The 23,566-nt window shown below is 73.0% G+C and carries 20 protein-coding genes; 13 read left to right on the forward strand and 7 right to left on the reverse strand.

Annotated features, from left to right (window positions below):
- Positions 1 to 53: 53 nt before the first annotated feature.
- The 3 genes from NFU81_RS37885 to NFU81_RS40930 all read left to right on the forward strand — a co-directional run bounded on the left by NFU81_RS37885 (position 54) and on the right by NFU81_RS40930 (position 3,982).
- Positions 54 to 539 (forward strand): hypothetical protein, encoded by a 486-nt coding sequence (locus NFU81_RS37885; protein ID WP_251500917.1) that lies wholly within the window; start codon positions 54 to 56, stop codon positions 537 to 539.
- 181 nt (positions 540 to 720) lie between these two features.
- Positions 721 to 1,917: a glycoside hydrolase family 76 protein gene (locus NFU81_RS37890; protein ID WP_251500920.1), complete on the forward strand. Its 1,197-nt coding sequence runs from the start codon at positions 721 to 723 to the stop codon at positions 1,915 to 1,917.
- A 208-nt stretch (positions 1,918 to 2,125) separates the two neighbouring features.
- Positions 2,126 to 3,982, forward strand: a complete 1,857-nt coding sequence (locus NFU81_RS40930; RefSeq protein WP_274037484.1) for an arabinofuranosidase catalytic domain-containing protein — start codon at positions 2,126 to 2,128, stop codon at positions 3,980 to 3,982.
- Positions 3,983 to 4,076: 94 nt separating this feature from the next.
- Here the strand turns inward: NFU81_RS40930 and NFU81_RS37905 are convergent, their stop codons facing one another.
- From NFU81_RS37905 to NFU81_RS37915, 3 genes are all read right to left on the reverse strand, one after another.
- Positions 4,077 to 4,790 carry a lytic polysaccharide monooxygenase gene (locus NFU81_RS37905; protein WP_251500922.1) on the reverse strand — a complete coding sequence of 238 codons (714 nt, stop codon included), beginning with the start codon at positions 4,788 to 4,790 and terminating at the stop codon, positions 4,077 to 4,079.
- Positions 4,791 to 4,816: 26 nt separating this feature from the next.
- On the reverse strand, positions 4,817 to 5,254 hold the full coding sequence (locus tag NFU81_RS37910; RefSeq protein ID WP_251500925.1) for a hypothetical protein: 438 nt from the start codon (positions 5,252 to 5,254) through the stop codon (positions 4,817 to 4,819).
- Between the two features lie 454 nt (positions 5,255 to 5,708).
- Positions 5,709 to 6,500 carry a DUF427 domain-containing protein gene (locus NFU81_RS37915; RefSeq protein WP_251501387.1) on the reverse strand — a complete coding sequence of 264 codons (792 nt, stop codon included), beginning with the start codon at positions 6,498 to 6,500 and terminating at the stop codon, positions 5,709 to 5,711.
- Positions 6,501 to 7,168: 668 nt separating this feature from the next.
- Between NFU81_RS37915 and NFU81_RS37920 the strand changes: the two genes are divergently transcribed.
- The 5 genes from NFU81_RS37920 (at position 7,169) to NFU81_RS37940 (ending at position 13,014) form a co-directional block, all read left to right on the forward strand.
- Entirely contained in the window at positions 7,169 to 8,674 is a 1,506-nt protein-coding gene (locus tag NFU81_RS37920; protein WP_251500928.1) for a metallophosphoesterase family protein, read from the forward strand.
- Between the two features lie 209 nt (positions 8,675 to 8,883).
- On the forward strand, positions 8,884 to 10,287 hold the full coding sequence (locus NFU81_RS37925) for a sulfatase family protein (protein ID WP_251500931.1): 1,404 nt from the start codon (positions 8,884 to 8,886) through the stop codon (positions 10,285 to 10,287).
- 93 nt (positions 10,288 to 10,380) lie between these two features.
- A complete protein-coding gene (locus NFU81_RS37930; RefSeq protein WP_251500935.1) occupies positions 10,381 to 11,340 on the forward strand; it encodes a formylglycine-generating enzyme family protein in 960 nt (319 codons plus the stop codon).
- 69 nt (positions 11,341 to 11,409) lie between these two features.
- Positions 11,410 to 11,877, forward strand: coding sequence for an SAM-dependent methyltransferase (locus NFU81_RS37935; protein WP_251500938.1), 468 nt, complete (start codon positions 11,410 to 11,412; stop codon positions 11,875 to 11,877).
- Between the two features lie 189 nt (positions 11,878 to 12,066).
- A complete protein-coding gene (locus NFU81_RS37940; protein ID WP_251500940.1) occupies positions 12,067 to 13,014 on the forward strand; it encodes an NADP-dependent oxidoreductase in 948 nt (315 codons plus the stop codon).
- Positions 13,015 to 13,033: 19 nt separating this feature from the next.
- Here the strand turns inward: NFU81_RS37940 and NFU81_RS37945 are convergent, their stop codons facing one another.
- The gene (locus NFU81_RS37945; protein ID WP_251500943.1) at positions 13,034 to 13,885 is read right to left on the reverse strand and encodes an NAD-dependent protein deacetylase; all 852 of its coding nucleotides are present in this window, start codon (positions 13,883 to 13,885) and stop codon (positions 13,034 to 13,036) included.
- A gap of 231 nt (positions 13,886 to 14,116) precedes the next feature.
- On the opposite strand from NFU81_RS37945, the gene NFU81_RS37950 reads away from it, so the two are divergent.
- On the forward strand, positions 14,117 to 15,103 hold the full coding sequence (locus NFU81_RS37950) for an MBL fold metallo-hydrolase (protein ID WP_251500945.1): 987 nt from the start codon (positions 14,117 to 14,119) through the stop codon (positions 15,101 to 15,103).
- Positions 15,104 to 15,157: 54 nt separating this feature from the next.
- On the opposite strand, the gene NFU81_RS37955 is transcribed toward NFU81_RS37950, so the two are convergent.
- A complete protein-coding gene (locus tag NFU81_RS37955) occupies positions 15,158 to 16,066 on the reverse strand; it encodes an SAM-dependent methyltransferase (RefSeq protein WP_251500948.1) in 909 nt (302 codons plus the stop codon).
- Between the two features lie 66 nt (positions 16,067 to 16,132).
- Positions 16,133 to 16,546 (reverse strand): methyltransferase, encoded by a 414-nt coding sequence (locus NFU81_RS37960; RefSeq protein WP_251500951.1) that lies wholly within the window; start codon positions 16,544 to 16,546, stop codon positions 16,133 to 16,135.
- Positions 16,547 to 16,599: 53 nt separating this feature from the next.
- Here NFU81_RS37960 and NFU81_RS37965 point away from each other — a divergent pair, with 53 nt between their 5' ends.
- The 4 genes from NFU81_RS37965 to phzG are packed head-to-tail and all read left to right on the forward strand — an operon-like array spanning position 16,600 to position 20,226.
- The gene (locus NFU81_RS37965; protein WP_274037490.1) at positions 16,600 to 18,369 is read left to right on the forward strand and encodes an anthranilate synthase family protein; all 1,770 of its coding nucleotides are present in this window, start codon (positions 16,600 to 16,602) and stop codon (positions 18,367 to 18,369) included.
- Positions 18,359 to 18,688 carry a hypothetical protein gene (locus NFU81_RS37970; RefSeq protein ID WP_251500954.1) on the forward strand — a complete coding sequence of 110 codons (330 nt, stop codon included), beginning with the start codon at positions 18,359 to 18,361 and terminating at the stop codon, positions 18,686 to 18,688. Before NFU81_RS37965 ends, NFU81_RS37970 begins: the two co-directional genes overlap by 11 nt.
- 34 nt (positions 18,689 to 18,722) lie before the next feature.
- The gene (locus NFU81_RS37975) at positions 18,723 to 19,556 is read left to right on the forward strand and encodes a PhzF family phenazine biosynthesis protein (protein ID WP_251500958.1); all 834 of its coding nucleotides are present in this window, start codon (positions 18,723 to 18,725) and stop codon (positions 19,554 to 19,556) included.
- A 16-nt stretch (positions 19,557 to 19,572) separates the two neighbouring features.
- Positions 19,573 to 20,226 (forward strand): phenazine biosynthesis FMN-dependent oxidase PhzG, encoded by a 654-nt coding sequence (gene phzG / locus NFU81_RS37980; protein WP_251500961.1) that lies wholly within the window; start codon positions 19,573 to 19,575, stop codon positions 20,224 to 20,226.
- A gap of 15 nt (positions 20,227 to 20,241) precedes the next feature.
- Here phzG and NFU81_RS37985 read toward each other — a convergent pair whose 3' ends face one another.
- Positions 20,242 to 23,490: a tetratricopeptide repeat protein gene (locus NFU81_RS37985; RefSeq protein ID WP_251500963.1), complete on the reverse strand. Its 3,249-nt coding sequence runs from the start codon at positions 23,488 to 23,490 to the stop codon at positions 20,242 to 20,244.
- Positions 23,491 to 23,566 lie beyond the last annotated feature (76 nt).

The following is a 23,566-nucleotide window of genomic DNA, read 5'->3' on the forward strand; positions in this document are numbered from 1 at the left end:
GAACTGTGGCCTCCGTCGCAGGCGGCCCGGCCCCGCCCTGGTGGACTCGCCCGATGGTGTTGCTGCTCGCGTTGCTCATTCCGGCCGGCCTGGTGGCGGGCTTCGGCCTCGTCGGGTACGGCTGCTCCACCCTCGTCCGGGCCGGTGGGCGGCGCAGCGGCCGCAACGTGTGGCTCCGCTGCCTCGCCGCGTTCCTGGGTGCCGTCGCGGCCGCCGCCTACGCCTGGGGCCTGGTCGTCGTCGGGTTCGCGGTCCTGGACGCGGAGGACGGGGGTACCGACTCCTCGCCGCTCCGGCCCTGCCGGGCGCCGGGAGATCCCGGACGGGCGTGGAACGTCGTCGACTACACAGTGGGTTACGTGCCGCTCCGCTTCGTCTGCGTGAACCAGGACGGCAGCAGCTACACCCCCGGGACCGTCCCCGGTTACGTGAACCCGGCCGCGCAGGGCTTCGGGCTCGCCGCCGCCGCGTGCGCCGTCGCCGCCACCCGCAGATCGCAGCGGGGCGTACCCAAGGGCGCGGCCGCGCAGGCTCGGTGATCACGGTCGTGACCTGGTGAGATGACGTGTCGTCAGTTCGGGGCCGCCGAGCGGTAATTCCGCCCGCTCCATTGACTGCGCTTCGAGCCCGCCGATAGCTTCTGGTCGAAGCCAAGAGTGACAACGTTGTCATACCCGACGCGCTGCCGCCGACCGCGGCAGTCGAGAGGAGGCGCTTCCCATGCGCTCACGCCGCCTGAAGCTCACCGTGACCGGCGCCGTCGTGGCCGTCCTGGCAGCCGGCACCGTGTCAGCGGCATCCCCAGGCGCGGCCCGGCCCGCGGACCCGGTCCGGCCGGCGTCCCCGGCGGGCACCAACGAAGCCCGGGCCACCGCGACGTACGCGGCACTGGAGAAGTACTTCGGCACGACGGACGGTTCCGGGCTGTTCCGCGAGCAGTATCCGGTGGCAGCCGGCGACAACCCGTACTCCTACGAGTGGCCGCTGTCCCAGGTGCACGTCGCCGCACTGGACATCTCCGCGGTCGACCCCCACTACCGGCAGAAGCTGGCCGCGGTGGACCGCTCGCAGGAGCACTACTGGAACCCCGCCGGCGGGACGACCGGAGTGGCCGGCTACGACTCCTACGTCATCGCCCCCTACGGAGCGGGCGGCGACCTGTTCTACGATGACAACGAGTGGGTCGGCCTGGAGAAGGTCCAGGACTACCTCCAGCACCACGACGCCGCCGCGCTGTCCCGGGCGGAGCAGATCTTCACGTTGGTCAGGTCCGGGTGGGACACCGACCCGAGCCACGCCGCTCCCGGCGGCGTCTTCTGGACCCAGGCGCCCTGGAGCCAGGACCGCAACACCGTGTCCAACATGCCCGCCGCCGAACTGGGCGTGCGGCTTTACCAGATCACCGGCAAGCGCGCCTACCTGGACGACGCGAAGCGGTTCTACGACTGGACCAACGCCAACCTGCAGAGCCCGAGCGGGCTCTACTGGGACAACGTCAAACTCGCGGGCGCCGTCGACCAGACCTTCTGGACCTACAACCAGGGCGTCCCCATCGGCGTCAACGTCCTTCTCTACCAGGCCACTCACGACCGTACGTACCTCGCGCGCGCCGAGCGCATCGCCGAGGCGGCCTACGACTACTACGTCACCGGCGGCAAGCTCACGAGCCAGCCGGTGTTCTTCAACTCGATCTTCTTCAAGAACCTGCTGCTGCTGGAGTCCGTCACCGGAGGCCACAAGTACCAGCAGGCGATGGCCGATTACGCGGGCTGGGTGTGGAGCAGCGCCAGCGACCCGCAGACCGGCCTGGTGCACTTCGACACCGGCGGCGCCACGCAGTCGATCCAGCAGGCGGCCGCGGCGCAGATCTTCGCGGTGCTCGCCTGGCCGAGGTCCAAGTGGCCGACGCTGTACTGACGCGGGCGGCGCCGGGGCTGAGGCCCGCCGCCGGTGCGGCATCCCGGGCCTCGTAGGATCGCAACACGCCGCACTCGGCGCATCGTGCGCACCACGCACACCGCATCGCCTCATGCGGGAGCGGCGGGCGCGACCCACCCGCCGCTCTCCGGCACCCGCGCGACCCCGCGCCGCCTCGACGGACACCTCGACGGAGAAAGGGCCGACGATGACCGCACACCCTCCCAGGAACCGGCTGCGCTCGGCGTTACGGCGCTGCCGCCGCGCCCTCATCGCGCTGGGCGGGACGCTCGTCCTGGCCGCAGGACTGCTTCTCGGCACCACCGGCCCCGTGCACGCGGCCGGTTCCCTGCCCTGCGACGTCTACGGCGGCGCGGGCACCCCGTGCGTCGGCGCCTTCAGCACGGTGCGCGCGCTGTACTCCGGCTACGGCGGCAGCCTCTACCAGGTCACCCGGGTCGGCGACGGCGCGACCCGCGACATCGGCGTGCTCACCACCGGCGGCTACGCCGACGCGTCCGGGCAGAACGCCTTCTGCACCGGCACCGCCTGCGTCATCACCCGCATCTACGACCAGTCGCCGCAGCACAACGACCTGACGATCGCCGGCGCCGGCACCGCGGGCGCCGCCAACGCCGGGGCGCTGGCCAACGCGCTGCACGTCACCGTCGCCGGACATGCGGTGTACGGGGTCTACGTGCAGCCCGGCATCGGCTACCGGCACGCGGTCGGCAGCGGTGTGGCCACCGGCGACCAGCCCGAGGGCATGTACATGGTGACCAGCGGCACCCACACCATCCACGACTGCTGCTTCGACTTCGGGAACGTCGAGGCCAAGCCGGAGGACACCGGCGCCGGCCACATGGACGCCCTCAACATCTCCCCGGCGCGCGCCTGCGACCCCTGTACCGGCAACGGCCCGTGGGTACAGGCCGACCTGGAGGACGGCATCTTCCAGGCCGACACCAACGCCCACAGCCGCAACGGCGGCAACTCCACGCCCTTCGTCACGGCGGTGCTGAAGAACGACGGCCGGACGAGCTTCGCCCTCAAGGGCGGCGACTCCCGCACCGGCGGCCTCACCACGTGGTGGAACGGCGCGCTGCCGCCCGGTTACGCGCCCATGAAGAAGGACGGCTCCATCGCCCTGGGCACCGGCGGCGACAACAGCAACCGCGCCGGCGGCTCCTTCTTCGAGGGCGCCATCACCGCCGGCTACCCCTCCGACGCGGCGGACAACGCCGTGCAGGCCGGCATCGTGGCGGCCGGCTACGCGGGCGACACCGCAGGAGTCGCCCCCGCCACGATCAGCGCCCCCGGCGACAAGTGCGTCGACGTCGCCGGCGACGACATCGGCGGCGACCGGGCCGCCGTCCAGATGTGGGACTGCAAGAGCGGCGCCGCCGACCAGCACTGGACGCACGAGCCCGACGGATCGCTGCGCACCCTGGGCCGCTGCCTGGACATCAACGGCAACGGCACCGCCCAGGACACCCAGGTCGAGCTGTGGGACTGCAACGGCGTCGGCGGCCAGAAGTGGGTGCAGCGCGCCGACGGCTCGCTGTTCAACCCGCAGTCCGGCCGCTGCCTCGACACCCCGAGCGGCGCCACCGCCAACGGCAGCCGGCTGCGCATCCACGACTGCAACGCCACCGTGGCCCAGCTGTTCATCGTGAACGGCGGCGGCACGATCGCCGGTCCCACCGGCAAATGCGTCGACGTCTACGGTGACGACAACGGCGGCGACAGTTCGGCCGTCGAGCTCTACGACTGCCAGTCGTACGCCCTCGACCAGCACTGGACGCACGAGCCCGACGGATCGCTGCACACCCTGGGCCGCTGCCTGGACGTCACCGGCAACGGCACCGCGCAGGACACCCCGGTCGAGCTGTCGGACTGCGCCGACATCGGCGGCCAGCTCTGGCTGCAGCAGAGCGACGGCTCGCTGTTCAACCCGCAGTCCCGCCGCTGCCTGGACGCCACCGACGGGGCCACCGCCAACGGCACCCGGCTCCAGATCCACGACTGCAACGGCACGGCAGCACAGAAGTTCGCACTGAGCTGACCCGCCCGGGCCGGACGGTGCGGACGCCCCCTGCGGGGCTCCCGCACCGCCGGACCGTCCCGGTCGGGGCTGTCGCCCCGACCACGGGGCCGGATCAGGTGAAGTTGACGTCGATGCAGCTGTTGAAGCTCTCGCCGCCCTGGGCGTTGTTGCCCGAGTAGACGGCGTAGAGGAGGTGCTTGCCGTGCTTGTCCGGCAGGGTGACGTCGAAGGTGTAGTCGCCGTTGTCGATCGCGGTGCCGTTCGTGATGAAGAACGGCGTCTTGTCCAGGTCGCCCCAGGTCAGCTTCTGCGTGGGGCTGTAGCCGTCCTTGGTGGCGTAGATCTCCAGAACGTACTCGCCGTGGGCGGCGGTGGCGTGGAAGGTGAAGACGTCCTCGGCACCTGACCGCAGTTCCGTCGTGGGCCAGTCGCCCCGGGCCAGGTCCAGGCCGCGGTTGGACTCCCGGCCGGCACTGCACAGTTCCCCGTCGGGCACGTTCTGGCGGATGTGGGAGTAGCCGCCCTCGCCGTCCCAGAAGCCTGGCCGGGGCGAGATCTCCATCCAGTTGTTGAAGGGGTAGGCGCCGCTCTCCCAGCCGCCGCCGGCCTCGTAGGCGGCATTGCACGCGGCGTTGGGGCTCTCGCCGCCGGGCCAGTCCGTGACGCCGAGGTCCTTGCAGGCCCTGGCCCTGGCGACGGGATAGGTCATCGCCCCGTGCTGCGGGACGACGGGTGCCGCGGCCGCCGGCACCGTGGCCGGTACCGCGACGGCGGCCGCCACCATGCCGAGCGCGACCAGCCCCCACGACTTCGTGCGCTTGTTCATCTGCGTGTCTCCTCGGGTGGGTGCGGTCAGCGGGGGGTGGTGATCGTGTACTCGTTGGAGAACGCGCTCCAGGCGCCCGAGGGCAGCTTGGCGCGGATCTTGACCGCGAACTCGGTGTCGGGGCTCTCGCCGACGTTGACGTAGTGCACGGTCTGGCCCGAGGTGGGCGCACCGAACAGGACCCGCTGCGCGAAGGCGCCGTTCAGCCAGACCTGGTACTCCGTCGGCTCCGTGTCCTGCGCCGGGCGCCAGGTCAGCCGCAGAGTGTCCAGGTTCCACTGCCCGTCAGCCCGCACCACCGCCGTTGCGGTCAGCGCGTCGGGTGCTCCCTGAGCCGCCTTCTGCACCACGGCCGGCGCCCGTTCCGCCGCCGGCCCCGACGCCCACGCGACCGCAGGCACCGCCAGACCGCCGGCGACCGCGCTCGCGGCTACCCACCAGACCAGCATTCGCTTCCTCGACACCCATTCCATGCGACGCCTGCCTTCCTCTCGACTGGATCGGCCCCCTGGTGCGAAGCAGCAGTGATCGACCTGCGGACTCCGCGCCCGAAGTCTGCACGAGAAGGGCATCAGTCACAATCAGTGACATTTCATACTTATGGTGCGCCTCGGTGCCTTGCCGTGGGGCACTGCTGAGCAAGGAGCAGCGCGAGCCCTCGCAGCGTGCCGGCGAGGCGGACCGACGTCACGTCAGCTGGGCGGACCCGACGGCCCGGCGGCGCTGACGGACGCCCCGTCACGTCGCTCGATCGGGTGATCTTCAGTGCGTGTCCTGGGGCGGAGGCGGTCGCGTGCGGGGAGCGGTCCGCGGGGCCGGTAGCGTGGGGTCCACGGAGCCCGCCCGGCTGGTGCCCCTGACAGGACGTGGACGGGCGGGCACCCTTGCGACGTCCGGCGGCGGTGCTACCGGGCCGCGTCAGCGGCGCTCGGGCCGCGGCAGCAGTTCACCGTCGACGTAGAGGTCCACGCGCTCGTTGTAGAAGCACACCAGGCCGGCGATCGGCGCCAGTTGGCGGGTCGGGAAGTCGTACGCCCAGGCCAGGTCGCGCTGCGTGCCGTGGGGCGTGCGGACCGACCAGTAGCCGCTGGTGGTGCCCTTGTACGGGCAGGCGGTGACGGTGTCGCTCGGCGTCAGCAGGGTGAAGTCGACGTAGACGCGGTCGAGGTAGTAGCGGGTCGGCAGCCCGGTCTCGAAGACCGGTACGCAGGAGGGCGCGTCGGCCAGCGTGAGCCCGTCGAGTCCGACCCGGACGTGGCTGCTGGAGCGGAGTGCGTCCACCCGGGCGTACGGGCTCCTGGGGTGGACGAAGACCTGCTCGTCCTCCTCGAACCAGGCGTCCAGCGCCGCCCATTCGAAGCGGACCGTGCCGGCCAGCCCCTCGGACGCGTCGTCGGCCCACACCCACGCGGCGCCGGGCCGCAGCTCCTCGCCGACCCGCAGCGCGTGCCGCCGTGCCGTGCCGGGCGCCCGCTTCTCCTCATGCCCCTCGTCGACCAGCTCCCCGCCGGTCACGTCCGCGACCGGGATGCTGAACTGCGGGTAGGGCGGCCACTCCCACACGTAGCGGGCCCGCCGGGTGTCCAGCACCGGGCGGCCGCCCGCGAAGCCGCGGATGCGTCGCGGCACCGGCTCGACGTGGCCGGCGGGCACGAGCGTCCCCGGGTAGTTCGGCGCGGGCCGCTCCGGGTGCTGTGCGGGGTCCGTCATGACGCCCTCCTCGGGCCGGGGATCGATCGCGGAGGTGTACGGGCACGGTGCTGGCGTGGTGCTGCGATCGTACGGGCGCGGGCGGCTCAGAAGGCGCAGCCACGAGGGCAGCCCCGCGGGCAGGTCGGCCTCGGGGATGGTGCCGAGGTCGGCAGGGGGCAGCTTGCCGGTCGCGGCCACCGCGGGGTCGTAGCGGACCAGCGGGCGCGGGGTGTCCGGGGTGACGGCGCCGTCCAGGGCGGTCAGCGCGGCGTTCCAGTCGTCGATCAGCCGGGTCCACGACTGCACGGGGTCCGCGCCGGAGGCGATCGCGCTGTCGGGGAAGGTGGGGTGCAGCATGTGCTGGTACGCGCCGGAGGAGGGCGCGCTGCCCGGCGCGTCGCGCCAGGTGTGGAAGGCGGTGACCGGGATGCGCCGGGCGACGGCCTCGTGGGCGGCCGGGTCCTGGCCGATGACCAGCACCCGCGCGGTCCCGTCGAGCCGGCCGCGGTGGAAGACCGGTCCCCACTCCACCCGGGAGTGCTGGACCGGATAGACGTCCCCGCCCGGATAGCCGGCCGCCCTGGTCCTTCAGGTCGACAAGGTCGCGGAGCGCATCCGGCGCTTCAGGGAGCTCTGGGAGGCCGGGCAGTAGACCGCCTGCCAGGGCGGCTTGTTACAGTGCGCCGGTGCCCGCCTCCTCACGCGACTCCGCGGCCGGCGCCGGATGGCGCGACCAGCAACCCGGCAGCTACACGGAGTTGATGCCCACCGACACCCCCCGGGTGTTCTGGCTCAACCCCGCGACCCTGTGGAAGGCCCGCAACGGGCCGCTCGCCTCGCTCTTCGGCGACCCCTCCGGCGCCGACCGGCAGCGCTGGGTACGCCGGCAGACCGACCGGGGCGCCGACCGGGACCTGCTGATCCGGCGCGACGACCCCGACGCGTACTCGTTCCTGCTGATGGGCGACACCGGTGAGGGCGACGGACCCCAGTACGCGGTCGTACCCGGCCTGTTGAAGGCCGGCGCCGACACCCGCTTCGCGCTGCTGTGTAGCGACGTCCTCTACCCGGTGGGCAGCGCCAACGAGTACCGCGACAAGTTCTTCCGGCCCTACCGGGACTACCAGGCCCCGATCTACGCGATCCCCGGCAACCACGACTGGTACGACGGCCTCACGGGCTTCATGCGGGTCTTCTGCCGCGCCCCGCAACTGCCCGCGTCCCCCCGCCCCAGACTCCTTTCGGCCGCATGGTGGCGCGCGCTGCTGTGGAAGAGCCCGGACACCCCTGACGACGCCGCCCTCGACGACGCCCGCCGGATGCGCTCCGCGCCCGCCCAGGCTGCCGAACAGCCGGGACCCTACTGGGCGTTGGACACCGGCCCGCTGCGGATCATCGGCATAGACACCGGGCTGCTCGGCGACATCGACGAGGAGCAGGGCGCGTGGCTGCGGCGCGTCTCGCAGGGCAGCCGCCCGAAGATCCTGGTCACCGGCTCCCCGATCTACGTGGACGGCGAGCACCACCCGTGCGCGATAACCGGGGGCGGCACCGTCGACGACATCGTCCGCGATCCCGCCCACCACTATGTCGCCGCCATCGGCGGCGACATCCACAACTACCAGCACTACCCGGTCGACGTGGACGGCCGCCGCATCGAGTACGTCGTCTCCGGCGGCGGCGGGGCGTTCATGCACGCCACGCACGTCATACCGAAGGTCTCCGTCGGGGGAGTGGAGGAGGACGCCTTCCGCTGCTACCCGATGCGCGGCGACTCCCTCGCCTTCTACAGCCGCCTCTACGGCCGCCGCCTCCACCTGCGCAAGCTGTTCGAACTCACCCCGGAAGAGGCCGCCGCGGTCATCTCCCGTCGGCTGGGCATCCCGGCGGCCCGGCAGTCCGCCGCACCGGTCACGCTGCGCACCAGGTTCGTCGCGACCGCGCTCGGCGTCGCCCGCACCCCGCACCGCAAGGCCCGCATGCGCCTGCCGGTCCGCAAGACGTACACCAAGGTGCTCTCGCCGGGCGCCGCCACCTTCGCCCCGCCGTTCTTCAAGAGCTTCCTGCGCCTGGACGTCTCGCCCGGGGCCGTGCGGGTCCGCGCCTTCGCCGCGACGGGGATGCGCGAGCAGGAACTCGACCCGCCGGTGGAGGACGACTTCACCATCGTCCTCCCGCCGGCGGGGGCCTGAGGGCGCCGCGGGAGGGGCGGCAGGGTCAACGCGATGTTGCGGCAGTGTGGCAACGCGACGGCAGTATGAAATGAACGTGTCAGGCGCGGGCCTGTCGTTGTCGCGGTTTCCCGGCCGACCGTAGTGTCGCCGCGACAGATGCGCCGCCATCGAGCGCCCGGGCCCGTTCTCCTGCGCCCCGCTCCCCCCGTTTCAGGAGGGGTACCACTGTGAGCCGTCACGACCGACAGGACCTCGGCCGGCGAGGTTTCCTCGCCGGCGCAGCAGCCGTGGCCTCCGCCGCGGTCGCCGGAACCGCCGTCACCGGTGCCGCCGCCACGCCGGCCGCGGCCGCGAGCCGCCCCAACATCCTGGTCATCCTCACCGACGACCAGCCCAACGCCACCGAGTGGGCCACCCCCAACACGGTGGGCTGGCTGGTCGACAACGGGGTGAAGTTCAGCCGCGGTCACGTGAGCACCCCGCTGTGCGCGCCGTCCCGCTCGTCGATCTTCAGCGGCCGCTACGCGCACAACCACGGGGTGCGCGACAACAGCAGCCCGTACAACCTGGACCAGCACACGACCGTGCAGCGCTACCTGCACAACAGCGGCTACCGCACAGGGCTGTTCGGCAAGTACCTCAACGCCTGGACCAACACCGACAACCCCCAGCACTTCGACGACTGGCTGCTGCTGGACCCGGTGGCGTACAACAACGGGACCTACAACGACAACGGCACCGTGCGGACCATCGCCGGCTACAGCACCACCGTGATCAAGAACCGGGTCCTGGACTTCCTCGACACCGCGGGAACCGACAACCGCCCGTGGTTCGCCTTCGTCGCGCCCAAGGCCCCGCACGGGCCCAACACCCCCGAGCCCAAGTACGCCGACACCGCCGTCCCCGCGTGGAACGGCCGCCCCTCGGTGCCCGAGGCCGACCGCAGCGACAAGCCGGACTACATCAAGAACGCCACCCACACGCTGGACGACGGCCGGACCATCCGCCGCAACCAGCTCCGTACGCTGCTGTCGGTCGACGACGCGGTGCAGGAGATCCACGACAAGCTCGCCGCACTCGGCCAGCTGGACAACACCCTGGTCTTCTACCTCGGCGACAACGGCTACTGCTGGGGCGACCACGGCTGGACCGCCAAGTCGGTGCCCTACCGGCCGGCCATCGAGGTGCCGTTCTACGTGTCCTGGCCCGCCGCAGGACTGGACGGCGGCACCGTCGACGACCGGATCGCCGCCAACATCGACATCGCGCCCACCATCCTCGACGCGGCCGGCATCACCCCCGACACCCCGCAGAACGGCCACTCGCTGCTCGGCTCCTACCGGCGCGACCACCTGCTGGTCGAGTGGTGGCACCGCGGCGAGGGCGGGGACCCGCACACCTGGGCGTCCACGGTCAGCGCGACCCGGCAGTACACCGAGTACTACAAGCTCCACACCGACACCGGCGGGCAGCAGGTCGGCACCGGCGAACTGGTCTTCCGCGAGTACTACGACCTGGCCAACGACCCCTACCAGCTGACCAACCTGCTCTACCAGGCCACACCTGCCCAGGAGGCCGCGCTCGGGATCCCGGCGCTCGCGGCGCAGTTGGCGGCCGACCGCGCCGCGTGACCGGGCGGGTGCCGGCGCGCAGGCCTCTCCGCGCCGCGCCGGCACCCGCACCCCCTCCGCATCCCGTCCGCACCCCTGGAGGCGCAGGTCCTGATGGACAGCACCCCGATTCCCCCGTGCTGCACCCCGGGGCACGGCCCGACCGGCATCCGGCTCGGCGCGCCGCGCACCGCGACGGCGGCGCGCCGGCCGGACGCCGCCGTACGGGCCGTGCGGGGCCTGGTCGCGCTGCCCGGCGGCACCTTCCTGATGGGCTCCGAGGACTCCGACGGGGTGCCGGCCGACGGCGAGGGGCCGGTCCGCGAGGTCGAGGTCGGCCCCTTCGCGGTCTCCCCGACCACCGTCACCAACACCGCCTTCGCCTCCTTCGTGAAGGAGACCGGCCACGTCACCGAGGCGGAGCGGTTCGGCTTCTCCTACGTCTTCGAGGCGTTCCTGCCGCAGCGGCTGCGGACCGCCTCGCCCGCCGTCGCCGGCACCCCCTGGTGGCGTGCGGTGGAAGGCGCCTGCTGGCGGGCGCCGTTCGGTCCGGGCTCCGACGTGAACGGCAGGTGGCAGAACCACCCGGTGGTGCACGTGTCGTGGCACGACGCGGCCGCGTACTGCGCCTGGTCGGGCACCCGGCTGCCCACCGAGGCCGAGTGGGAGTACGCCGCCCGCGGCGGGCTGGCCGGCCGGCGCTACCCGTGGGGCGACGAACTCGCCCCCGGCGGACGGAAGATGCTCGCCATCTGGCAGGGCGACTTCCCGCACGCCGCGCCCGGCGTGCAGCAGGGCACGGTGCCGGTCCGCGCGCACCGGCCCAACGGCTACGGCCTGTACAACACCGTGGGCAACGTCTGGGAGTGGTGCGCCGACTGGTTCAGCCCCGACTTCCACCGCACCGCCCCGCGCCGTTTCCCCGCCGGGCCGCCCAGCGGCACCGGGCGCGTGATGCGCGGCGGCTCCCACCTGTGCCACGTGTCCTACTGCAACCGCTACCGCGTCGGTGCCCGCAGCTCCAACACCCCGGACAGTTCGACGGGGAACATCGGCTTCCGGGTCGTCCGCTGACCCGCCGCGGGTGCGTGCCGGCGCCGTCCGCCCACGACACGGCTCCGAGTGGAGAGGTAGAACTCTTCCATGCCGAGTTTCGAGGTCACACCGATAGGCACCGTCAGCAACGACCGGACGGACGTCCAGCACACGGACAACTGGGGCGCCGTCCGCAGCACGATCACCATCGACGAGCGCTTCGGCGAGGAGTGCCTGAAGGGGCTTGAGGGCTTCTCCCACGTGGAGGTCCTCTTCGTCTTCGACCAGTTCCCCGAGAGCGACGACCACCGCGAACCGCGCCATTACCGCGGCCGCGCCGACCTCCCGCGGGTGGGCGTCTTCGCCGGCCGCGGCCCGCGCAGGCCGAACCGCATCGGGGTGACGTGCTGCGCCGTCGAGTCCGTCCGCGGCCGCGAGCTGACGGTGGTGGGCCTCGACGCGGTCTCCGGCACCCCGGTCATCGACGTCAAGCCGGCAATGGTGGAGTTCACCCCGGCGGACATCAGGCAGCCGGACTGGGTCAGCGACGTGATGGCGGAGTACTTCCAGCCGTAGGCCCCCCGCGTCGCCCCGATCGGCCGATTGGCGGGTCGCGGTGGACACCCCGGCGGTGCGGGGCGACGGTGGAGGGGGAGGCGCCACGCGAAGGACCGCGGGCGGGCTCCCTCCGACGCCGAGCAGGCTCCGCAGCCGCAGCGCCCACAGGAGGCCACGAATGACCCCGAACCCGACGGCGGCACGGCCGTGAGCGGCGCGCAGACCGGCCGCCGGCGCTCGCGGGCCGTCCGCTTCGACGCCTACGGCGACCTCGACGTCCTCTACGTCGCCGAGGTCGACGTCCCTGCCCCTGCCGAGGGCGAGGTCGTGGTCCGGATGCGGGCGGCGTCCGTCAACCCCGGCGAGATCGCCATCAGGTCCGGCGCCCTGGCGGATGTCTTCCCCGCCACCTTCCCCTCGGGCGAGGGCAGCGACCTGGCCGGCGTCGTCAGCGAGGTCGGCCCCGGCGTGACGGAGTTCGCCGCGGGCGACGAGGTGCTGGGCTGGTCCGACCGCCGCGCCAGCCACGCCGACGACATCGTCGTCCCCGCCGCCCAGCTGATCCGCAAACCGCGCGAGATGAGCTGGGAGGCGGCCGGGGCGCTCTACGTCGTCGGCTGCACCGCCTACGCGGCCGTCCGGGCCGTCGGCGCGGGCGCCGGCGACACCGTGGCGGTGTCGGCGGCGGCCGGCGGCGTCGGCACGGTGACGACGCAGCTGCTGCGGCTCAAGGGCGCCACCGTCCTCGGCATCGGCTCGGCCGCGAGCGGCGACTACCTCGGGTCGCTGGGCGCCACCCCGGTCACCTACGGCGACGGCCTGGAAGACCGGCTGCGCGCCGCCGCGCCCGACGGGGTCGACGCCTTCATCGACCTGTTCGGCCCCGAATACGTCGAGCTGGCTGTCGCCCTCGGCGTCCCGCCGGAGCGGATCGACACGATCATCTCCCGCGACGCCGCCCAGAAGTACGGCGCCAAGACCGAGGGCAGCATCGACGCCACCTCGACCGAGGTGCTCGCCGAGCTGGCCGGCCTCGTCGCGTCCGGCCGCCTGACGATCCCGATCGCGGCGACGTACCCGCTGGAGCGGGTCAAGGACGCCTACGAGGACCTCGCGCGCCGCCACACCCGCGGCAAGATCGTCCTCGTGCCCTGACCCCGCGGACGGCCGCCCGTCAGGCGCCCAGGCTGTCGGCGAGGGCGGTGAGAGCCGGCCCGAGCGGCAGGTCGAGCCGCAGTGCGGCGAACGAGTCGCCCCGGGTGGGCCCCTGGTTGACGATCGCCACCGGGGTGCCCTCGCGGGCCGCGCGCCGGACGAAGCGCAGCCCGGACATCACGGTCAGCGAAGAGCCCAGCACCAGCAGCGCGAACGACGCGTCGACCAGGTCGTAGCACCGGTGGACGCGCTCGGCGGGCACGTTCTCGCCGAAGAAGACGACGTCGGGCTTGAGCGTCCCCACTCCGCAGGCCTCGCAGGCCACGGTGCGGAATTCCGAGGCGCGGTCGGCCGGGAGTTCGGCGTCGCCGTCCGCGTTGGTGGCGGCGGCGACGGCGCGGAAGCCGGGGTTGACCCGGGCCAGGCGTTCGTCCAGGCGGCTGCGGGCGCTGCGCTCGCCGCAGCCGAGGCACACCACGCGGTCGAGCCTGCCGTGCAGGTCGATCGTCTCGGGGGCTCCGGCGGCGGTGTGCAGGCCGTCGACGTTCTGGGTGATCACCCCGGAGACCAGGCCCGATCGGACCAGACGGGTCACGGCCCGGTGGCCGTCGTTGGGCCGTGCCTGCGCGATCGCCTGCCAGCCCAGATGGCTGCGAGCCCAGTACCGCCGCCGGTTGGCCTCGTCCCCGGTGAACTCCTGAAAGGTCATCGGTGCGGACCGCCGTCGGCGGCCGGTGACCCCGCGGTAGTCGGGGATACCCGACTCCGTGGACAGCCCCGCCCCGCTCAGGACCACCACCGGGCGCCGCCCGGCCAGGAACCGGGCCAGCGCCTCGGCCTCGGCCGGACCGGCCACGGTACTCATACCCATGACAGCAGCGTACGCCTACCGCCCCCTGCTGTTACTTGCCGGTAGCTCAGCGGGGACGCGGAGCCCGCCGGCGCTGCCGGCCACCGGCCGGTGGCCGGCACCGTCAGCTGGTGAACACGCCCGCCGCCCGCGCAGTACCCGCTGTGACCAGGCGTGATATGCGTCGGCACATGGTTCCGACAGCTTTTCCGACTTGGACGGGGGCGGCCGCCGTCTGATCTTGTGGCGGTCATGAGCAACGGACCTGATCGGCGAACACTGCTGCGGGGCGCGGCATTTGGCGCGGCCGCCCCACTCCTTCCCCTGGCGGGCACGGCCGCCGCCGCCACCCCGGCCGCCCCGGCTGCCCCGGCTTCAGCGGCCGCCGCGGCGGCGGTGTCCCTGCGCTGGCTGGGCACTGCCGGCTGGCGTATCGACGTGGACGGCAGGACCGTCCTGTTCGACCCCTTCCTCACCCGGTTCAGGACCGGGCTGTTCGACGGCGCCTTCGACCCGGCGACGCGGCTGGTGACCGATCCCGACCTGGTGCGCGAGCACATCGGCGCCCCCGAACTCGTCCTGGTCAGCCACTCGCACTGGGACCACCTCTCCGACGTCCCGTACATCGCGAAGTCCACCGGTGCCCGGGTCGTCGGGACGGAGACCACCTTCCACCTGCTCACCGCCTGGGGAGTCGACCCGGGGCAGATCTGCGTGGTCAAGGGCGGCGAGGTGCTGGACTTCGACGGCGTCACCGTCGAGGTCGTGTCGAGCCTGCACAGCAGGAACGCCAAGCGCTCCTACTTCGCCCCCGGCACGCTGAACGCGCCGCCGAGGAAGGCCCCGCGCACCATCGCGGACCTGGTGGAGGGCGACACCCTCGCCTTCCAGGTGACCGCCCAGGACAGCGGCCTGTCGGCCTTCCTGACGGGCGCCAGCGACGTCGCGGACCGCGCGGTGCAGGGCCTGCGCCCCGACGTCGCCATGATGGCGGTTCCGTCGAGCACCGCCACCCACCAGTACGTGCCCAGGCTGCTGGGCGCGCTGGGCAACCCCGGCGTCGTCGTGCCGGTCCACTGGGACAACTTCGAGCGGCCGCTCAGCGAGCCGCCCAGCCGCGACCCGTCGACCACCCTGGACGCCTTCACCGCCGAGGTGCAGCGGGTGTCCCCGGCAAGCCGGATCGCGCTGCCCGACTACCGCACCACCTACGGCGGCGACATGCGGCCGCGCGCCTGACGCGGCCGCCGCCCTCCCGGGACCCGCGGGCGGCTGCCGGGCGCGGGGCCGGCCTCAGCGCCGCCGGCCCGTGACGAGGAACACCCGGTAGACGTCCGCCAGGTCCCGCGGCGGCACCGGATCGGGCCAGCGGCCGAAGTCGGCGCCGGGTTCGCCGGGCTGCGCCACGCCGGCGTCGAAGCCGTGCCGCGCGAACAGCTCCGCCGGCTCGTCGCAGCCGAACAGCCACGGGCACCCCCAGCCCGCGAACACGTCGAGCAGCGGGCGCTGCGAAGGCATGGTGAGCGCTGCCGCGTTCACCAGGTCGGCCGCGATCCGGCTGCCGGGGGCGGCCAGTTCCGCCACCTGGTCCAGCACCTGGTGCACGCCGGACTCCGGGAGGTAGAACAGCAGGCCCTCCAGCAGCCAGGCCGACGGGCGGTCCGGTTCGTATCCGGCGTCGACCAGGGCGTCCGGCCAGGACGGCGAGGCGAGATCCATCGGGACGAAGCGGTGGTCGGCCCGCGGTGTCTCGGCGGCCAGGCACTCCCGCTTGTAGTCCAGCACCGCCGGCCGGTCGACCTCGAAGAACCGGACCGCGCCGGGCCAGTCCATGCGGTAGGCGCGGGAGTCCATGCCCGCGCCCGCGACCACCACCTGGCGCAGGTCCGGCTCCTGGACGGCGGCGCGCAGGTACTCGTCGAAGTACCGGGTGCGGACGGCGTTGACGGCCCGGCGGCCGGAGCCCGCGGTGGCGGCGTCGTGCGTGCCGGGCGGCTGCCCGCCGGACGGGACGCCCGGCACCGCTGCCGCCGACACCGCGGCCAGCAGCTCGGCGAGCAGCTTCTCCCCGAGTTCACCGGCGAGGGCCGCCGCGTACGGGTCCTGGTGGATCGCGTCGGGCCGGTCGGTCTCGGCGGCCCGCATCGCGGCGGTGACCAGGGCTGTGCGTCCTACGGCGTCCAGGTTCACCGCGTCGGTCATGGAAGGTCGCCTTTCAGGGCTGTCGCCGCGCCGCGCCCCGTCCGCGGGGCACGGTCACGGCGGCTGTCATCCGGCAGTGCGGGGCGCGGCGATCAGGGCGGTGGTCTCGGCCGGCAGGTCGGCGACCCGTTCCACGTCCAGCCCGGCCCGGTCCAGGAGCGCCGTGAACTCCTCAAGGGTGCGGTGCCGGCCGCTGTTGGTCATCAGCAGGTGCAGGTCCCACAGTGCGGGCAGCACGGACGGGTCCTCGTCCACGACCACGCGCTCCAGGACGACCAGCCGCGACGACGAGTCCGCCATGGCCTTGCGGCAGCTCTCGAACAGGCCCGCGACCGCGTCGTCGCTCCACCCGGCGAGCACCCGGCACAGCAGGTAGACGTCCCTGCCCTGCGGCACCGCCTGGAACATGTCGCCGCCGACCAGTTCGACCCGGTCCAGCCCCACCGAGTCGGCGAGGTTCCTGGCCGCGACCGGCACCACGTGCTCGCGGTCCAGCAGCCGAAGCCGACACCGTCGACGTCCTGGTCGGCGACGTGTCCGCGTACGCCTCGCTGGCCGACATCCCGCTGAGCGACGAGACCGCGGAAGCCGCCACCCCCGGCCACGAGGTCCTGGTCCTCGTGCCCTACCGGCAACTCGCCGAGCGGGGCTACGCCGCGCCGGACGACGGGGAACCGCTGCTGGCCATGTCCGTCACCGGGCACCAGCGGCTGCCGGTGTCCGAGGTGGTCGCCAGGATGCCGCAGACCCCGGTACGGTTGAGCAACCGCCGCTTCGACATGGGGGACGAGGAGTACGCCGACCTCGTGCGCCGGATCGTCGCGGAGGAGATCGGCGCCGGCGAGGGCGCCAACTTCGTCATCAAACGCTCCCTGCTCGTCGACATCGGCGACTACTCGACACGCAACGCGCTGTCCCTCTTCCGCCGGCTCCTGACCCGCGAGCAGGGCGCGTACTGGACGTTCGTCATCCACACCGGCGGGCGCACCTTCGTCGGCGCCAGCCCGGAGCGCCACATCTCGCTCAGCGGCGGCACGGCGGTGATGAACCCGATCAGCGGCACCTACCGCTACCCGCCCGACGGCCCCACGCTCACCGGCGTCAGGGACTTCCTCGCCGACCGCAAGGAGACCGACGAGCTGTACATGGTGCTGGACGAGGAACTCAAGACGATGGCGCGGATCTGCGAGCGCGGCGGCCGGATCACCGGGCCGCACCTGAGGGAGATGTCCCGGCTGGCCCACACCGAGTACTTCGTCGAGGGCCGCTCCGACCGCGACCCGCGCGACGTGCTGCGGGAGACGATGTTCGCCCCCACCGTCACCGGCAGCCCGGTGGAGAGCGCGGCCCGGGTGATCAGCCGGTACGAACCGGGCGGCCGCGGCTACTACAGCGGGGTCGCCGCGCTGATCGGCAGGGACGCCGGCGGTGCGCGCACCCTGGACTCCGCCATCCTCATCCGCACCGCCGACATCGACGCCGCGGGCCGGGTGCGGATCGCGGCGGGCGCCACCCTGGTACGCCACTCCGACCCGGACTCCGAGGCCGCGGAGACCCGTACGAAGGTCTCCGGGCTGCTGTCCGCACTGGAGGCCGACGAGGGGCCGCGCTTCGCACGGCACCCCGACGTGCTGTCCGCCCTGGGCCGGCGCAACTCCGGCATCGGGGACTTCTGGCTCCGGGACCCCGACGCGCGGCTCGCGGGCGCGCTGTCGGACCTGGCAGGTCTGAAGACCCTGGTGGTCGACGCCGAGGACTCCTTCACCGCCATGCTCGGGCTGCAACTGGGCACCCTGGGGATGCAGGTGATGATCCGGCGCTTCGACGAAGCGGCGTTCGACGGGTACGACCTGGTGGTGATGGGACCCGGCCCCGGCGACCCGCGCTCCGACGACGACCCGAAGATCCGCAGCCTGCGGGCGGCGACCGACGCCCTGCTCGCCGAGCGCCGTCCCTTCGTCGCGGTGTGCCTGAGCCACCAGGTGCTCAGCGCGCGCCTCGGCCTGGACCTCACGCGCCTGAAGGCCCCCAACCAGGGTGTGCAGCGGGAGATCGAGCTGTTCGGCAGCCGCGAACGCGTCGGCTTCTACAACACCTTCGCGGCCCGCAGCACCCGGGAGCGGCACCACGCCGAGGGCGTCGGGACGGTGCGGGTGAGCCGCGACCGGGACACCGGCGAGGTGCACGCCCTGCGCGGACCGCACTTCGCCTCCCTGCAGTTCCACGCCGAGTCGGTGCTCACCGTCGAAGGGCCGCGCATCGTGGCCGAGACCATCAGGGGGGCGCTGCGCCATGCGCGTTGACATCGCCTGGTGGGACCTGGACCGGTCCACCGCGACCGTCGACTCCCTGCGCGACCACCTGCGGGACGGCACCGCCGACCAGTGGGCCGATGTCGAGGGGCTGCGGCTGAAGCTCTGGATGGCCGACCGGGAGCACAACCGCTGGGGGGCGGTGATGCTGTGGGAGGCGGAACGGCCCGCGTCGATCCCGCCGAACCGTGCCGCAGAACTCATCGGCTACCCGCCCACCCACCGGTTCGGCTTCGAAGTCGAGGCCGCGGTGGAGGGCGCGTACGCGGTGCAGGCCCTGCACGGACTCGGCCCTGTGTTCATCCCCTAAGGCGAAGGCCTGCCCCAGACCCCATGGAGATCCCATGCACGAGTACGCCGTCGTGGACGCCTTCGCCCGTGAACCGCTCGCCGGGAACCCCGTGGCCGTCTTCTTCGACGCCGCCGACCTCTCCGCCGACCTGATGCAGCGGATCGCCAGGGAGATGAACCTGTCCGAGGTCACCTTCGTCCTGCCGCCGGAAGGTGGCGGGGACGCCCGAATCCGCATCTTCACCCCGGTCAACGAGCTGCCGTTCGCGGGCCATCCGCTGCTGGGCACCGCCGTCGCGGTGAGCCGGGCCGTGCGCAAGGACCGGTTGCGGCTGGAGACCGCCATGGGCGTCATCCCGTTCGAGATCACCGAGGAAGGCACTGCCGCGGCGGTCCGGATGCGCCAGCCGGTGCCGAACTGGCAGCCGTACGAGCACACCGCGGAACTGCTGGCGGCGCTGGGCGTCGAGTCGTCCACCGTGCCGGTGGACATCTACCGCAACGGCCCCCGGCACGTCTTCGTCGGGCTGCCCAGCGTCAGCGCGCTGTCGGCTCTCGAACCGGACCACCGCGCGCTGTCCAGGTTCCCCGACATGGCCGCCAACTGCTTCGCCGGCGGCGGCACCCGGTGGCGTACCCGGATGTTCTCCCCGGCCTACGGCGTCGTCGAGGACGCGGCCACGGGTTCGGCGGCAGGACCGCTGGCCATCCACGCGGCCCGGCACGGGCTCGCCGGGTACGGCCAGGAACTGGAGATCCTCCAGGGGGTCGAACTGGGCCGCCCTTCCCGCATGCTGGCCACGGCCGAGGGATCGGCCGCGGGCATCGACGAGGTCCGGGTCGGCGGGCACGGGGTCGTCGTCGCCCGCGGCACCATCTACGTGTGAGAGAGGTCGACAGCGTATGAGCGAGACCGGTACGGGCAGCAGCAGGCTGGAAATCCTCAGCGGCGAGGTCGGCCTCGCCTTCCCCGAGTACGAGGTGCCGCCGCCGGAACCCATGGGGCTCGCCCGGGGGTGGATCGAGGACGCCGCCAAGCGCGGCGTCCGGGAGGCACTGGCGCTGGCCCTGGCGACCGCGGACCCCCAGGGCCGCGTCTCCAACCGGATGGTCGCCGTCATCGAGGTGACCGACCGCGGCCTGCTGTTCACCACCCACAGCACCAGCCGCAAGGGCCGCGAACTCGCCGCCACCGGCTGGGCGTCGGGCGTGTTCTACTGGCGCGAGACGGGCCAGCAGATGGTCTTCTCCGGCCCGGTGGAGCAGTGCACCGAGGCGGAGTCGGACGCCCTGTGGTTCGGCCGCCCGGTCCCGCTGCACGCCATGTCCGTCGCCTCCCGGCAGAGCGAGCCGCTGGACGACGTGGCGGCACTGCTCGACGAGGCCGGCCGGCTCGCGGCCACCGGCACCGCCCTGCCGCGCCCGCCCCGCTACGTCGGCTACCGCCTGGTCCCGGCCGCGGTGGAGTTCTGGTCCGCCGACCCGGAGCGCCTGCACCGCAGGCTGCGCTACGAGCGCGACGACCAGGGCTGGCAGGCGACCCGCCTGCAGCCGTGACGCCCCGCGGCCCCTTCAGCCGGACGTGCCCGACCGGAGCGCCTCCTCCGCCTCCTCCGCGTCCTGCAGCCGTTGCCGAAGGGGCCGCAGGGCTGCCGGGTCCGGTGCCAGCACGGACTCCACTTCCTCCAGGTCCTCCAGGACCTCGCGGATGTGCCAGACACCCGGCCCGCCGGCCAGGTACCGGTCCAGTTCCGCGACGGCCGCCGCCCACTGGGCCATCGCGCAGTGGACCGCCATGAGGTGCCCCTGGAACCGGTTCGCCGACGATCCGCCGGCGGACACGTCGGCGGCCATCAGATCCCGTGCCGTCCGCCAGTGCTCGCCTTCCCCGGGCCGGCCGAGCAGGTGCAGCAGGAGCGCCGCCTCGCAGTGGTACGAGGCTTCGGGTTCGAGCGCGAGGGCGCGGTCGAGGTCGGCGAGGGCGTCCTCGTGGCGGCCCAGGGCGCGGTAGGTCTGCCCGCGGCTGGCGATGGCCCAGGCGTAGCCGGGGTTGAGCTGCAGGGCGCGGTCGAAGTCGGCGAGGGCGGCGTCGTGGTTCCCGGCGAGGCGGTGGGTCTCGCCCCGGTTGGCGACGACCCACTCGTTGTCCGGGAGCAGCTGGACGGCGCGGTGGTGATCGCTCACCGCTTCCTCGTAGCGGTGCATGTCCCGGTAGGTCTGCCCGCGGTTGGTGATGGCCCAGGTGTAGCCGGGGTCGACCCGGATCGCGCGGTCGAAGTCGGCGAGGGCGGCGTCGTAGTCCCCCACGAGGCGGTGGGTCTCGCCCCGGTTGGCCATGACCCAGTCGTTGCCGGGGTCGAGGTCGAGAGCGCGGTCGAAGTCGGCGAGGGCGGCGTCGTAGTGGCGCAGCGACTGGTGGATCTCCCCGCGGCTCGCGACGGCCCAGGGGTAGCCGGGGTTGAGCGCGAGGGCGCGGTCGAGGTCGGCGAGGGCGTCGTCGTAGCGGCGGAGGGAGTGGTAGGTCTGCCCGCGGCTGGCGATGGCCCAGGCGTAGCCGGGGTTGATCTCGATGGCGCGGTCGAAGTCGGCGAGGGCGTCGTCGTAGTCCCCCGCGAGGCGGTGGGTCTCGCCCCGGTTGGCGACGACCCACTCGTTGTCGGGCAGGAGCTGGACGGCGCGGTGGTGATCGCTCAGGGCCTCGTCGTAGCGGCGCAGGGCGCGGTAGGTCTGCCCGCGGTTGGTGACGGCCCAGGCGTAGGTGGGGTCGAGGTGGAGGGCGCGGTCGAAGTCGGCGAGGGCGGCGTCGTGGTTCCCCGCGAGGCGGTGGGTCTCGCCCCGGTTGGCGATGATCCAGTCGTTGTCCGGGTCGAGGTGGAGGGCGCGGTCGAAGTCGGCGAGCGCGGCGTCGTAGCGCTGCAGGGAGTGGTAGGTCTCCCCGCGGCTGGCGAGGGTCACGGCGTCGGCGGGGTCGAGGTCGAGGGATCGGTCGAAGTCGGCGAGCGCGGCGTCGTAGCTCCCGGCGAGGCGGTGCGTCTCGCCGCGGCCGAAGTACGCCCGGGTCAGGTCGGGGTCCAGGTCCAGCGCCGTGGTGTAGTCGGCGAGGGCCTGGCTGTGGCGGCCCGCGAGACGGTGGTCGCGACCGCGCAGGGCGTGGGCCAGTGCGCGCCCTGCGGAGGGCAGTTCGGGCGCGGCGAGCAGGTGGGTGAGTGCGGTGACGGTACCGTTCGCGTCCTCGCCGGCCGCGGCCTGCAGGCGGCTGCCCCAGCGGGTCAGCGCCGAATACTGGGTGTCGTGGCCGGCCTGCGCGAGGGTCTGTGCCCAGCGGCGCAGGACCGGGATGCCGTGGTCGCACGCGTCGACGAGGTCCGGGAGGATGTCGCGCCAGGCGGTGACCGGGTCGGCGCACAGGCGGTGGTAGGCCTCGCTGAGCCGGTGCTCGTGCCCGTCGGGGTCCGACCGGTCCGTGTCGGGCGGCAGAGCGGCTTCGCGTTCCTCGTGCCAGCGCCGGTAGGTGTCGGCCAGATGCAGGTGCTGCTGCTGCCAGCGCGCGGCCGAACGGCTGCGCTGCAGGCGGAGCATGGGGGTGCGGACGACGTCGTGGTAGCGGACGCGGCCCTCCCGGCCGGTGACGAACGGCAGCCCGCGCATCCAGGTGTACTGGTCGGCGGCCGCCTCGGGAGCGGCGGCACGGTAGACGTCCTCGTTCAGCTGCAGCGGCAGCGCGCAGGCCAGCGCGGCATCACGGCGCGCGGGGTCGGTGATCCACTTCAGGAAGCGGTCCACCGCGGTGTCGGCGGGGTCCTCGACGTCGGTCGGGTCCTGGGGGCGGGTCTGCGCGAGCAGGTCGACGAGAACCGGCAGCCGGCCCGTCAGCCGCACGATGACCTCGATGACCTCCTCGTCGGTGATGCCGTGGGCGGCCAGCAGGTCTCGCGCCTCCTCCTGGCTGAAGACGTCCAGCGGCACCTCCCACACCAGGCGCCGGTGGTCGCCCCAGTGGTGGGTGTCGAGCCGGCCCTGGCCGGACAGCACCGCGACGACGTTCAGCGGCAGCGCTCCGTACTCCTCGGTGACCAGCACGTCCGGCAGCCACTCGCTCAGCAGCGGTCCCGTGCGCTCGAACACGTCGAAGAAGAGGACGAGCCAGGGCCGCCGTTCCGCCGCTCTGCCCAGGTCCTGGAGGAACACCGGGGTCAGGATCTGTAAGGGGGAGAAGACGAGCCGGACGTCGTCGTGGCTGCGCAGCCGGGACGCGAGCTTCGCCCGCAGCCGGTCCGCACTGTGGTCCAGGTGCTGCGCGACCTGCTGGGGGTTCAGCACGCCGGCCAGCGCCCCGGCTCCTGGCACCGGGAGCATGCCCAGGCCCACCACGCCGGCCTGGGCCAGGACCGTGCCCGTCACCGACGCCTGCGGGCCGGGCGCGGCCGGGTCCGCGGTGCCGGGCGCCGGGGGAGCGGTCTCGGCCTCGTGGCGACGCTGCCGGTAGGTGGCCAGCAGCTCCTGGAAGGCCCTGAGCGGCAGCCCCTGCCGCTCCATCTGGACGCTGATCGCCTCCATCGCCTCCAGCGGGTCGTGGATGTCGTCGTCGAGGTAGACGGTCACCGCCTCCCGCGCCTGCGCGGCCGTCTCCCACTGCCGGACCAGCGAGGTCTTGCCCACCCCCGCGTTCCCGTTCACGTGGAAGAGGTACTGGAAGTCCTCGTCCTGCGGGTTCCGCCCGAGGTTGTCCCGGAACATCGTCAGCTTCTCGGCCCGGCCGACGAAACCGCGGGCCAGTTTCCGCCGGTTCATCTCCTGCCGGGTCACCCGCTGCCTGGCCATCCCGCTGCCCCCTCGCCGTCGGCTCCCGGACGCGAACACAGTGCGCTTCGGCCCTGGTTGCCATTGTCCAGATCTT

Origin of the sequence: Actinacidiphila cocklensis, from assembly GCF_907177275.1 — a bacterium.
GTDB lineage: Bacteria > Actinomycetota > Actinomycetes > Streptomycetales > Streptomycetaceae > Actinacidiphila > Actinacidiphila cocklensis.